Annotated in this window: 7 protein-coding genes and 1 pseudogene; 1 reads left to right on the top strand and 7 read right to left on the bottom strand. The window is 58.2% G+C overall.

Annotation, left to right across the window (positions count from 1 at the left end; genetic code table 11):
* Window positions 1-18: 18 nt before the first annotated feature.
* The 4 genes from G485_RS0105330 to G485_RS0105315 all read right to left on the bottom strand — a co-directional run bounded on the left by G485_RS0105330 (window position 19) and on the right by G485_RS0105315 (window position 5292).
* On the bottom strand, window positions 19-894 hold the full coding sequence (locus G485_RS0105330) for a carbohydrate ABC transporter permease (RefSeq protein ID WP_027091703.1): 876 nt from the start codon (window positions 892-894) through the stop codon (window positions 19-21).
* Window positions 895-921: 27 nt separating this feature from the next.
* Window positions 922-1872: an ABC transporter permease gene (locus G485_RS0105325; RefSeq protein WP_027091702.1), complete on the bottom strand. Its 951-nt coding sequence runs from the start codon at window positions 1870-1872 to the stop codon at window positions 922-924.
* A 69-nt stretch (window positions 1873-1941) separates the two neighbouring features.
* The gene (locus G485_RS0105320) at window positions 1942-3489 is read right to left on the bottom strand and encodes an extracellular solute-binding protein (RefSeq protein ID WP_027091701.1); all 1548 of its coding nucleotides are present in this window, start codon (window positions 3487-3489) and stop codon (window positions 1942-1944) included.
* Window positions 3490-3750: 261 nt separating this feature from the next.
* On the bottom strand, window positions 3751-5292 hold the full coding sequence (locus G485_RS0105315; RefSeq protein WP_240489068.1) for an extracellular solute-binding protein: 1542 nt from the start codon (window positions 5290-5292) through the stop codon (window positions 3751-3753).
* A 105-nt stretch (window positions 5293-5397) separates the two neighbouring features.
* Here G485_RS0105315 and G485_RS0105310 point away from each other — a divergent pair, with 105 nt between their 5' ends.
* Window positions 5398-7719, top strand: coding sequence for a helix-turn-helix domain-containing protein (locus tag G485_RS0105310; RefSeq protein WP_027091699.1), 2322 nt, complete (start codon window positions 5398-5400; stop codon window positions 7717-7719).
* A 19-nt stretch (window positions 7720-7738) separates the two neighbouring features.
* Here G485_RS0105310 and G485_RS25180 read toward each other — a convergent pair.
* The 3 genes and pseudogenes from G485_RS25180 to G485_RS25175 all read right to left on the bottom strand — a co-directional run bounded on the left by G485_RS25180 (window position 7739) and on the right by G485_RS25175 (window position 12868).
* Window positions 7739-8451: pseudogene (locus tag G485_RS25180) on the bottom strand (SDR family oxidoreductase).
* Between the two features lie 679 nt (window positions 8452-9130).
* A complete protein-coding gene (locus tag G485_RS0105300; RefSeq protein ID WP_027091698.1) occupies window positions 9131-9904 on the bottom strand; it encodes a Cof-type HAD-IIB family hydrolase in 774 nt (257 codons plus the stop codon).
* A gap of 231 nt (window positions 9905-10135) precedes the next feature.
* Window positions 10136-12868 (bottom strand): alpha-L-rhamnosidase, encoded by a 2733-nt coding sequence (locus G485_RS25175; protein ID WP_035154864.1) that lies wholly within the window; start codon window positions 12866-12868, stop codon window positions 10136-10138.
* Window positions 12869-12886 lie beyond the last annotated feature (18 nt).

The raw sequence follows: 12886 nt of genomic DNA, 5'->3' as shown, positions 1-12886 counted from the left end.
CGCTCCCCCCGTGATTGGTCACCCTTTCATCGAACCCAGCAGCGCTCCCTTGGCGAAATGCTTTTGCAGGAACGGATAGACGATCAAAATCGGCAGCGTCGCCACAACGATGACCGCCATCTTCACTGCCTGGTCCGGCGGCGGCGTGACGCCGTCCAGCTCCGAGCTGTAATCGAAGCCGCTCGCGAGCACGACGATCTGCCGCAGCAGCACCTGGATCGGCCACATTTCGCTGTCGTTCAAGTACAGAATGGCGTTTAAGTACGTATTCCAGTACGTCACCGCGTAGAACAGGGAGATCGTCGCGATGGCCGGCATCGACAGCGGCAGCACGATGCGGAACAGAATGCCGAAGTCGCTGCAGCCGTCGATTTTGGCCGATTCCTCCAGCCCTTCGGGGATGTTCTGGAAAAAATTTTTCAGAATGATCAGGTTGAACGCGTTGATCGTCAGCGGCAGCACGAGCGCGGCGTAATGATCGATCAGGCCGAGCTCCTTGACGACGAGGAACGTCGGGATGAGCCCGCCGTTGAACAGCATCGTGAACACAACGAGGAACAGGAAGATGCGGCGCCCGTCCAAATCTTTGCGCGACAGCCCGTACGCCATCATGGACGTGATGAGCATGCTGAACAGCGTCCCGGCAACCGTAATGCCGACGGATACGGCCATCGCCCGGAAGATCGTATTCGTGGAGAAAATAAACCGGTAAGCCTCCAAGCTCCAGTCCGTCGGAACGAGCACGAACTTGCGGGCGGCCATCTCCGCGCTCGTCGTGAAGGAACCCGCCAGCACGTGAATGAAAGGAAGCACCGTCGCCAGAGCGACCAGCGTCAGCAGCGCATAGTTGACGGCGGCGAACAGACGGCCGGCCAGCCTTCGATCCTCTGCCATATCTCCAAACCTCCTCTCGTTCGCGCTTTAGTAGACGCCTTCCTCGCCCATTTTTTTCGCAAGCCGGTTCGCCAGCACGACCAGCACGAGCCCGACCAGCGATTTGAAAAAGCCGATAGCCGTACTATAACTGAATTTCATTTGCTGCAGCCCCGCCGTGTAGACGTAAGTGTCGATAATCTCCGCGACGTCGCGGTTCATCGAATTGAGCAGCAGATAGACGTGTTCGAAGCCGAGCTCCAGCACGTCCCCGATTTTGAGAATAAGCAGCACGATAATGACGCTGCGGATCGCCGGCAGCGTAATATGCCAGATTTGGCGGAGCCGGCCGGCGCCGTCCATGCGGGCCGCCTCATAGAGCTGCGGGTCGATCGACGCAATGGCCGCCAAATAGATGATCGTTCCCCAGCCTGCCTCCCGCCAGATCACCTGAAGGATGTAGGTCGGGCGGAACCATTCCGGACTGAGCAGGAAATTGATTTTCTCGAAGCCCAGGCCCGCGATCAGCTCGTTGATGATGCCCCCGTCCATCGTCAGCATGACATAGCTGATGGACACGATGATGACCCAGGACATGAAATGCGGCAAATAAATGAGCGTCTGGAAAAAGCGTTTGACAAACGAGATCCGCACCTCGTTCAGCATCAGCGACAGAATAATTGGAATCGGGAAGAAAAAAAGCAGGTTGAGCCCGAACAAAATGATCGTGTTCAGCAAAATGTTCAGGAAGTCGGGCTCGGCGAACAGTCTGCGGAAATGCTCCAGGCCGACCCATTCGCTGCCCGCAATGCCTTTGAACGGCTTGTAATCCTGGAAAGAAATGAGGAGCCCGTACATCGGTATATATTTGAAAACGATAAAATACATGAGGCCCGGCAGCACCATCAGGTAGAGCCACTTGTTGCGGACAAGCCGCTTGGACAGCCGGCTCTCGCTCTTTCTGACCGCCGGTTCCGTCCGGACGATCGCTTCCTGCATCGCTTCTCCTCCTCCCCGCGCCCGCGCGAATCGGGGAGGCCGCCGGACCGCGGCGGCCTCGTCTTTGTCTTATTTTTTGTACGCCGCGTTGAATTCTTCGATGATCTTGTCCCCGCCTCGGCTTTTCCATTGCTCGATAGCCTTGTCGAAGCCCGCCTTGTCGATTTTGCCGTAAATGTACTGGTACGTCGCGTCGGTAATCAACGTCTGCAGCTCCTGGCCCTTCTCCGTGTACGTCGGGGAATCGAGCGCGGCCGTCGGATCGTGGATGGCGATCTTCTCGTTCTCGACCGTGAACTCCTCGGCGTGAATGCGGCCTTCGAGCGTGTTGTAGCTCTCGTACATGCCGTTCGTCTCGGGTTCGCCGATGACGCTGTCCTTGTAGCCCTTCACTTCGCGCTCCACGAGGTCTTTGTCGTCCGCGACTTTCGCTTTGCCGTCGACGACGGTGTAATGCTTCCCTTCGATGCCCCAAAACATCAGATTGGCGATCTGCGGCGTCATCATTTGGTCGAAGAAGGCGAGCACTTTCTTCAGCTCCGCTTCGTCCTTGACGGCGGACTTCGGGAACAGCACGACGTTGTTGTACCCCGGAATCGCCCAGGTCGTCGCTTGGCCGTTGGGACCTTGGATGAGCGCCTGGGTGTCGACGACCGCGGTCGGCACGTTCTTGATCAGGTCTTTGTTCAGCGAATCGATATCCTGCATGGAGCCGATATAGAGACCGGCTTTGCCGCTCGTGAACAGGTTGACCTGATCGGTCTTGCTCGTCGCCGCGAAATCCTGGTTCATCGCCTTCGCGTCGCGAATCGCCTTCATGACGTCCATGGCCGCCACGTATTGCGGGAACGTGAAGTCGGGCTGCAATCGGCCGTCCTTCTCCCCCCAATTGTTCGGCGTTCCGAGCCACGAAGCGATCGTCTTGAACGCCCCGTAGACGAGATCGTTGCGGTCCGCGAGCCCGATTGTATTCGGCTTGCCGTCGCCGTCGGGATCCTGTTCGGTGAACGCCTTCGCCATCGCGACGACTTCGTCGACCGTCTTCGGCGGCTCGAGGTTCAGCTTGTCCGCCCAATCCTTGCGGTAGATAAGGCCTTGCCGCGCAAGCGGCCGGCCGATATACAGCGAATACAGCTTGCCGTCCACTTTCGTATTGTCGAGAATTTGCGGCTTCAGCTTGCTCAGGTTCGGGAACTCGCTCATGTAGGGGCCGATCTCCCAGAACTGGCCGTCGCGGAAGGCGCTTTTCATCTGAATGAACGTCGCCTGGTTTTTCAAATACGTGACCTGAGGCAGCGAACCGGTCGCGAGCGCCGAGTTCAGCTTCTCCTCATACGTGTCCGCGGGGAAAAACTGATACGTCAGCTTCGTGTTCGTCAGCTTCTCCACTTCGTTCTTGATCGTATCCGGGGGCGTCTCTGCGATGTTGAGCGGGAGCATAATCGTGATCTCCGTCGGCTTCTTCTGGGAAGGTGCGGGCGACGCCTCGCTTGCCGAAGGCGATCCGCCGCTCTGGGCCGAGGGCGATGCCTGCTCCTTCTCGTCCTTGCCGGAGCATCCGGCCAGCAAGCCGGATACCAAAGCCGCGCTCAGAAGAACGGAATACTTTCTTTGCATGCCGCTTGACCTCCATCTATCGTTTTGGAATGGTGGTGATGCAATTCCAACGATACGGAAGACGCGGCGTTACCGATACAATCATTGCTTCAGATTCGGCGGTTTTGAAGCGCTTTCTGAGGAAATGATTATGGGCCGGGGGAATGACACTTGGGGGGAGGGGAGCTGCGGGCTGTTACGGCGGCAGAGGGAAATAGGGGCTGTGGGGGCGGATTGCGGCTCAGCGGCGCGTTTCTCGCGCGGTAAGCCGACATCTGCGGCTTACCGCGGCGACTGTGCGGTAAGCGCCCGCTCGTACTCCTCGATGATTTTGCTTCCTCCGAGCCGCCGCCACCTGCCCGCTTCCTGCCGGAATCCGGCTTCGTCCAGCTGCCCAAGAATATAGTTGTAGGTCGCGTCGGAGATGATCTCGTACAGCTCCGCGCCTCTCTCGTCGTAGGTGACGGATTCCAGATGAACCGTCGGGTCCTTCACGAGAAAGTTCTCGTTGTCCTTCACGAGCCGCTCGGCCAAATCAAGCAGCGGGTCCTGCTCCGCCACCTTCTTCAGGTTCGGATTGCCGAGGTCGGCGATCATAAGCGTATAAAGCGAGGCCACCTCGTCCACCCGGAGCTGCGTAGTCGCCTCCGGAAGGTACACTTCGTTCCCCTTCAGCTCGTAATGACGGCCCTCGATGCCGTACTTCATCAGATTGGCCACATCCGCATCCATCGTCCGGTCGAAAAAGCGAAGGATCTGCTTCAGCTCGTCCTCGGTCTTGATGGCGCTTTTGGAGAAGAGGAACAAGCCGTTGAAATTCGGAATCGACCACACCTTGTAGCCGGCCGGACCTTCGATCCGGTTGACGACCGTGAACGCAGCGTTCGGATTGACCTGCTTCGCCTCGTTGGACAGCCGCTGCACGTCCGTCATGCTTCCGATATAGACGCCGGCTTTGCCCTGAATGATCATATCCCGCTGCACATCCTTGCTCGTCACGGCGAAGTCGGAATTGACGAGCTTCTTGTCGTACAGCTTCCTCATAAAATTCATCGTGTCCGCATAAGCTTTCGTCTCGAATTCGGGAACGAGCCGCCCCCCTTCGACGCCCCAATTGTTCGGGGTGCCGAAGTAGGAGCCGAGCGTCTTAAAAGCCCCGAATACGAGATCGTCGCGATCCGCGAGCCCGATCGTATCGGCGCGGCCGTTGCGGTCCGGATCGCCGTACGTGAATTGCCGCATGACTTCGTACAGCTCATCCAACGTCCCGGGCTTGCTCAGGCCCAGATTGTTCAGCCAATCCTCGCGAAGGATGACGCCCTGCCGCGAGGATGGACGCTCCGTATACAGGCCGTACAGCTTGCCGTCCACCGCCGTCTGCTTCAAGATGTCGCCGTTCAATCGCTTCAGGTTCGGAAACTCGTCCAAATAAGGGCCGATCTCCCAGAAGGCGCCGGAGCGGATCGCGTTTTTCATGATTATATAGTCCGTATACTTCACGAAAGTCGCCTTCTTGAGCGAATTCGTCGTCAGCGCCGTATTCATCTTGTCCGCGTAAATTTCATCCCGAACCCATTCGATCGACAACCGGGTGCCGGTCAGCTCTTCCAGACGGCGGATGACGTCCGCCGCCGGCGCGTTCGGAAAATGCAAAGGGGCCATAATCGTCACCGCGGGCCGGCTGTCGCCGTTCGAAACGTTCTCGTTCGTTTGCCGCAAAGAGCAGGCGGCGAGCACGGCCATCGCCGCAGCCAGCAGCATCCAGACGGCGAGCCGGCACCGAACAGCGGCGCGGCCGAAGAACCGTTCGCGCAACAAGGCCATCCCTCCTCGAATCTGTTCAAATGATTATCCGAACGTTTAATGATTATTGTCCCGCTGCAGCCCATGCCGTAAAATGGAGTAATCCCCGGAAGAAGGTGACTGGCGATGCGCGCTCCGAGCTTTCTGACCAAGATGACCGTCTTCGGCATTCTGTTAAGCACGTTGCCGGTGCTGTTCGTCGGCTTGTTCTCCTATGCGACTTCCTCGCAGGAAATTCAAACTCATGTAAATAGAGGAAAAACCCAACTTTTGATCCAAATTAATGCCAATGTAGAGCAAATTTTGACGACTGTCAATCACACGTTGAATCAGGTCATCAACTCCGCCGTCATCAAAACCGCTTTAAACGGGCCTTTGTCTGTAACCGATTTCAAGCTGTACGACAATGTCCGCGACGAGCTCCGGCATATGCAATCGTTCGATACCGAGCTGGAGGACGTCTTGCTCATCGACGAGCGCCACAACTGGATGATCAAAAACTCGGGCCTGTACCGGTTTGACGAATATGCGTATACCGATGAACTGTCCGGGCTCATTCACGGCCGGAGCGGCGATTCGTGGATGTTGACTCCTTCCCGCTGGTTCTACAGCGAAGAGAGCGCGAGCAGCGTCGTTTGCCCCTACAGCATCAGCCTGGCCAAGCGTCTCCCGGCGACCGGGCTGGCCCCTTACGGGCTGATCATGGCGAACATCCCCGCCTGCAGCCTCCAGTCGCTGCTTCAGAACGAGACGCAGAACCGGTCCGATTCGATCATGGTGCTGGACGACAGCTACCGCATTTTGCTGCATCCCGATCCTTCCCTCATCGGCCGGCCCGTGTCCGCGGCCGGGCTGGAGCGGACGGACGAGCTGACGCAATTGTCGGGCCATTTCAAAGCCCGCATCGACGGTCATTCGTATTCGGTCGCTTACTACAAGTCCCCCTACAACGGTTGGATATATTTGTCGTTCACTTCGATCGCCAACCTGACGAAGGAATCGAACAAGATCGGCTTGTACACGTCGATCGTCTGCCTGTTCCTGCTGCTGCTCATGATAGCGGCCGCCTGGCTCGGATCCCGGCGCATGTATTCGCCCATCCAGAAGCTGCTGAAGCTGATCGACGACCGGCTGCCCGGCGCCAAGCGGGAAGGCGCGAACGAATTCCAGGCCATCGGCGAGCAGCTGCACCATCTGTTCCAGTCGAATTCCCGTCTGGAGAGCGAGGTTCGCCGGCATCTCGAACAGGCGAGAGCTTTTTTCCTCGTCAGGGCGTACCAGGGCAGCGTCAAAAAAAGCGAATTGTCCGAGCAATTAACCCGCTTCGGGTACGGGCCGAGACTGGAGGAGTGGAACCGGATGGCCGTGCTTACGCTGCAGATCGATTCCCTGGAAGACACCCGCTACGACAAGAACGATTCCGACCTGCTTCTGTTCGCCGTCCACAACATGATCGAAGAGCTGGTGCCCGAGCAGCGCCGGTTCGCCCCGGTCACGATCGAGCAAACGGTCGTGCTGTTGTACGGAAGCGCTTCCGAAGATCCGGCGGAATTCAACGCCGCCCTTTACGAGCTGACCGAGCATCTCCAGCGCCAAATCCAGAACGTCCTGGAGCTGAAGGTGAGCATCGGCATGAGCCTTCCGATGAACGCGATCAAGCAGCTGTCCATCGCCTACCGCGAAGGGCTGGATGCGCTCAAGCACCGGCTGAAGCTGGGCGAAGGCATCGTCATTCAGTACGGGAACGTAAACTCCGGCAAGCATTACGTGAAGATCAATTACCCAACCCATCTGGAAAACGAGCTGCTGGACGCGATCAAGCTGGCGGACAAGGACAAAGCGAAGGAACTGCTGAACCGCCTTCTCCGCCCGCTGTTCACCGCCGACATGTCGCCGCAGGAGTATCACATTCCGCTCGCCCGCCTGCTGAATACGCTCCTGATGGTCATGCAGGAATCGGGCATCGGCTTAAGCCAGATTCGGCATGCGCAAGGCTCGCTGTTCGAGGAGATGCTCGAGCTCAATACCATGCCCGAGATCGAGGACTGGTTCTGGACGAGCGCGATTTATCCGATGATCCGGATTTTCCGGGACCGCCAGCAATCGCAGTATCAGAACATTTCGGAGAAAATCATCGATCTCGTGCAGCGCTATTACGACACCGACCTGTCTCTCGAGGAGTGCGCTTCCCGTCTGAACTACAACGCCAATTATTTGAGCAGCGTTTTCCGCAAGGAGACGAACGTCTCGTTCAGCGAATACCTGACCGCTTACCGGTTCGGGATGGCGAAGAAGTGGCTGGCTGAGACCGACATGCCGGTCAAGGACATCGCGCTGCGGCTGCGCTACAACAATCCGCAAAATTTCATCCGGTCGTTCCGCAAGCAGGAAGGGATGACGCCCGGCCAGTACCGGGAGAAGACGGCGAGAAGGGAATTTTCCGTTTAACCGGCCCCGCCCCTGTCCGTCACGTTTCCGTGATCGTGCCTCCGTTGACGTGCAGCACCTGGCCGCTCACGTACGAGGAATCGTCGGAAGCCAGGTAGACATAGGTCGGCGCCAGCTCGAACGGCTGGCCCGCTCGCTTCATCGGCCGATCGGTCCCGAACGTCGTCACGTATTCGGCGGAGTAGCTGGAGACGATCAGCGGCGTCCAGATCGGGCCCGGCGCCACCGCGTTCACCCGAATGCCGCGGTCGGCCAGCTGCAGCGACAACGAGCGGGTGAACGAGACGACCGCTCCTTTGGTCGAGGAGTAATCGACCAGCAGCGGCGCGCCCTCGTAGGCGGTAACGGAAGCCGTGCTGATGATGGAGCTGCCCGGAGCGAGATACGGCAGAGCCGCCCGGGTCAAATAGAAATGCGGGAAAATGTTCGTGCGGAACGTATTCTCGAGCTGCTCGTCGGAGATGTGCAGGACAAATAGACGATCGCCACGTCCGCGCCTTCTTTGGCGAAGGCGATCGAGACGGCACGGCCGATGCCGCTGTCTCCTCCGGTCACGATCGCGACCCGGCCCGCCAGCTTCCCGCTCCCCCGGTAACCGGGGTTGTCGGAGATGGGCTGCGGGATCATCAAATACTGCAAACCGGGCTGACGGTCTTGATGCTGGGGCGGAAAAGCGATAGGCACCTGCTTGCACTGCGTCGCATACCCCATGTATGGATAAGTCGGAACCAGCGGATATCCCTCCCGATAACATTCGTTGGCAGCAAGATATTCCGCAGCCGCCCAGATGTCGACAACAAAAGCGGCTGTCCGGGTATCGTTTTTCAGCCGGTCCCCCCATATGCGCGCGATTAAGCCTTATCCCCGTACCTCAGCTTCGCTTGTCAGCTTACCCGTTTCGTTTTGCGGCTCCCTCCCCGTACCTCGCAATGCGCAGGTCGTACTCTTCTGTGGAGCCTTCGTTTTGACACTCGCTGTCTCCTCTTATCCGATAGAACTCCGAGTCTTTGTTCGACGAGAAGAATGAAGTTGGCGCGGTTCCGACTGAGCAGCAGGGATAAGCTGGCAAAGTAGATCCATGTGCTATCCCCTCCCCCGAAGGAACCGATCGTAACGAACCCAAAAACCCTTATTCGCCTAAAAAACGCGTTTTTTCAATGGTAACGAATCGTGGTCACGCTATTACTCGGATTTGCTCCGATTGGTGCTTCTTTTCAAGTGATTAAGGGCTGTACGGTTCGTTACAATGACCAACGGGCCTCCGATCACAAAATAAGCACTGCACGGTTCGTTAGCCACAAAGAACCAAACCCGCCGCCTCGAAACTTATAAAAAAGCCGGGAAAAAGTCGCGAAACGCTTTCCGTTCCACGGCTTCCCCGGCTTTTCCCGGCTGTGCCTATCCGCTTATGTTACAGCAGCCCCGCATAAACGAGCCCGTTGCGAACCCCGCCTTCTTCAACGCGCGAAGTGACGTAATCCGCGAACGGCAGCAGTTCCTCGTGCGCGTTGCCCATGGCGATGCCAAGGCCGACCAACTCCAGCATCTCCTTGTCGTTGAGCCCGTCGCCGAACGCGACCGCATCCGCCGGGGTGAGCCCCAGCGCGCTCAGCAGCGCCAGAATGCCCTCCGCTTTCGAGCCGGTGCGCGGCAGCACGTCCATCGCCTTCGCATGCCAGCGGACGAACCGTAAGCCCGGCAGAGCGGCCGGATACAAGTGCTCCTCATGGCTCTCGCAATGAAGGAAAACCTGGAAAATGTCCTCAGACTTCCAGAAATTCGCGTCGACGCCCGGATGCTCGACTTTGAGCGATTCCACCGACTCGTACACGAACGGATGATTCTCCTGGTTGGCGTAATAAGCTTCCTTCCCCTCGAAAACGAGCGCATGCCCGTTCCGCGCGGACAGCTCGACAAGCTTCTCCAGGTCGGGCAGCGGAATCGTCCGGCGGTGCAGTTCCTTCCCCTTGTACACGACGTACCCGCCGTTCAGGCTAACCCAGGACTCGATGCCGAGCTGCTCCGCCAGCGGCTTGAAGAAATACGGCGCTCTCCCCGTGGCGATGACGGGCTCGACGCCGCTATCCTTCAACCGGCGAACGGCCTCGGCCGCGTCGCGAGGAACCTTCTTTTCCTCGTCTACGAGCGTCCCGTCTATGTCGAAAAACACAATTTTGTAAGACATCCTTCATTCTCCTATCCTTGGCTGTTGCAACAGCTTTTTTTGTCTCCTATCATCGTACAAATCGTCCGATCTGTAAACCGTTTTGCGGCGATTGGCCCGAGCACCTGCGCTGCAGCAGGAGAGCTTCGATCAAAATGATGACCGATCCGGCGCCGGAGCACGGCGTAGTCGGCTAAAAAAAACGTAAGAGACCCCGCTCGCGGGGCCTCTCCGGACTGTTGAAAAAACTTATTAGCTTTTTGTTGCCACTCGATTCGATTCTTTCATTCGATAGCTGAAGCGATAAGTCCCGGAGCCTACCGTCACGCGCAGCCCTTCCTCCGTCGGGGATACGGAACGGATACCTTCAGCGTCCGTCAATCCGCACCCGCTCTCCTTAACCGAATCGGCATCCGCTCCGTAAAGGATGACTTCCGCGCTTGCATTGGCCGGAATCGTCGCTTCTACCGCGACCTCGTTCCCAACCGCGCTCCAGCCCGATTCGATCTTGCCGTAGGGGGAGGATAGCGAAGCTCTCGCGTAAGCAAGCAGGCCGGACGAAATGCGCGGAGCGATGCGAATTCGCTTGTACGCCGCTTCCGTCTCGTCCAAGTCCAAACCGGCCACGTACCGGTACATCCAATCGCCGATTGCTCCGTAGGCGTAATGGTTGTACGAGTTCATATCGTCGCTCCAGAACGAGCCGTCCGGCTTGATGCCGTCCCAATGCTCCCAGATCGTTGTGGCACCCTTCGCAATGGAGTAGAGCCAGGAAGGGTATGTGTCCTGCAGCAGCAATCGCACGGCCGTGTCGTGATAGCCATTGTCCGACAGGGCTTGGCACAGATAGGGGGTACCGACGAACCCGGTACTCAGATGATAGTCGTTGCGAACGACCAACTCGTTCAAGTCCGCGGCGATCCGTTCTCGGGATTCGCCTTCGACCAAGCCGAAGACAAGCGGCAGAACGTGGGCCGTCTGAGTGCGGGCGGCCATCCGGCCTTCAGGTGTGACGTAGGTTTCGCGGAACTTGGCCTTAATCCCTTCCAGCAGTTCGCCGTAGACCCGAACATCGTCGTCTTGGCCGAGCACGGCGGCGGCATCCCGAAGCAGGCGAGTCGACAGCGCGTAATACGCGGTGGCCACCAAATGAACGGGCGTCGCTCCGAAGTAGCTGCCTTCGAACGCGTCCAGCGCGAGCCAATCGCCGAAATGGAAGCCCGTATTCCACAGATGCTCGTCATCGCCCTGGGAGCGGATGAACTCGACCCAAGCTTTCATGCTGCCGTATTGCTCGGCAAGAAGCCGCTTATCCCCATACGTCAGATAGATCGTCCATGGGCAGACGGTTGCCGCGTCCCCCCAAGCCGAAGACGTATAAGTTTCGTCGCCCCATTGCTCCGATGTATAGTCCCCGAGCGCGTTCGGAACGACGTACGGCACGCTGCCGGTCGGCCGCTGATCCGCTTTCAGATCGCGCAGCCACTTCGTGAAAAACGGTCCGACATGATAGTTGAAGGCCGCCGTCCGCACGAACACCTGTGCGTCTCCCGTCCAACCCAACCGTTCGTCCCGCTGAGGGCAATCGGTCGGCACGTCGAGGAAATTGCCCCGCTGACCCCAGACGATATTGCTCTGAAGCCGATTCACCATCGGATTCGAGCACTCGAAAGATCCCGTGGGCTCCATATCGGAGTGGATAACTTCCGCAACGAAGCGTTGAAGCAACTGTTCATCGTCTTCGAACGGATAACCTTCCACCTGAACGTACCGGAACCCCTGAAAAGTAAAATGCGGAGCGTACGTCTCGGTTCCGCCGCCCTTGGCGACATATTCGACGGTCTGCTTCGCCTTGCGCAGGTTGCCGACATAGAAGTTCCCGTACCGATCGAGCACCTCGGCGTGCCGCAGCCGAATCGCCGTTCCGGCCGCAACGTCCAGCGTTATCCGCATTCGTCCGACAAGGTTCTGACCCATGTCCAGCACAAGTTCCCCGGCGGGCGTGCGGATGACCCGCCGAGGCTTCACGGTCTCCGTGACCCGAATCGGCCAATTCTCTTGCGCGACCAGATGCGCGTAGGGAAGCTCGACCTCCTCGGTTCCATGCCAGTTCGCTGTCTCCTGGAATCCGGCCTCGCTCCAGCCCTGATGCTCCAGCCGCGCGTCGTACTTCTCGCCGTTATACAGTTCGGACCACAGGATCGGACCGGTCGAGCACTTCCATGACGAATCGGTCGCGATCCATTGTTCCGAGCCGTCTTCATATTGAACGTGCAGTTGCAGCAGAATCGCCCTTCGGTCGCCATAAATTTTCGTCTTGCCCAGCCATGTTAGCTCGCCTTTGTACCAACCGTCCCCGAGAAGCACTCCGATTCCGTTCTCCCCGCTGCTCAGGTATGAAGTCACGTCATAGGTTTGGTACTGTTGACGATGTCGGTAGCTGGTCCAGCCGGGAGCGAGAAGATCTTCGCCGACGCGGCGGCCGTTCAAATAAATCTCATAAACGCCGGCAGCCGTCGCGTAGATGCGAGCCGACACAATCCCCGTCTTCGTCTCAAACCTGGTACGAAGCAGGAAAACTTCCTTAGCATCCGGATCAAGGCTCTTCGAGTCCGGCGTTATCCACTTCGCTCTCCATTCTTCCGGCGAGAAAAGTCCGGTCTCCCACCAGTCCTGCTCGCTCCAAACGGATTCCCTTCCGAAGCCGTCCCACACCTTCACCCGGTAATGGTAGCGAGTGCGGGAACGGAGATCGGGTCCGCCGTACGGAATATGGATCGACCGGTCCGATTCGACGCGTCCCGAATCCCATAACGGCTCTTCGAAGTTCGCGTCAGGCCCCGCCACTTGAATCCGATAAGCCCGCTGAACCGTCCCCCGCATCTCCGAGATCAGCTTCCAGCCGAATCGGGGAATCCTTACATCCGTCCCCAACAAGCCCGTTCGATACTCGCAGGTCAAAGATTGCAATTTCAGTTCCTTCATATTGGCGGATCTCCTTTG

The sequence above is a fragment of the Cohnella thermotolerans DSM 17683 genome (assembly GCF_000429825.1).
GTDB classification, from domain to species: Bacteria; Bacillota; Bacilli; order Paenibacillales; family Paenibacillaceae; genus Cohnella; species Cohnella thermotolerans.
Note: the sequence above shows the minus strand (reverse complement) of the source record. Positions and strands in the feature narration are given on the sequence as shown.

Excerpts from the sequence above, each read along its gene's own strand:
- G485_RS0105330 (WP_027091703.1), bottom strand. The coding sequence starts at position 894 with ATGGCAGAGGATCGAAGGCTGGCCGGCCGTCTGTTCGCCGCCGTCAAC.
- G485_RS0105325 (WP_027091702.1), bottom strand. The coding sequence starts at position 1,872 with ATGCAGGAAGCGATCGTCCGGACGGAACCGGCGGTCAGAAAGAGCGAG.
- G485_RS25175 (WP_035154864.1), bottom strand. The coding sequence starts at position 12,868 with ATGAAGGAACTGAAATTGCAATCTTTGACCTGCGAGTATCGAACGGGC.
- G485_RS0105320 (WP_027091701.1), bottom strand. The coding sequence starts at position 3,489 with ATGCAAAGAAAGTATTCCGTTCTTCTGAGCGCGGCTTTGGTATCCGGC.
- G485_RS0105315 (WP_240489068.1), bottom strand. The coding sequence starts at position 5,292 with ATGGCCTTGTTGCGCGAACGGTTCTTCGGCCGCGCCGCTGTTCGGTGC.
- G485_RS0105300 (WP_027091698.1), bottom strand. The coding sequence starts at position 9,904 with ATGTCTTACAAAATTGTGTTTTTCGACATAGACGGGACGCTCGTAGAC.
- G485_RS0105310 (WP_027091699.1), top strand. The coding sequence starts at position 5,398 with ATGCGCGCTCCGAGCTTTCTGACCAAGATGACCGTCTTCGGCATTCTG.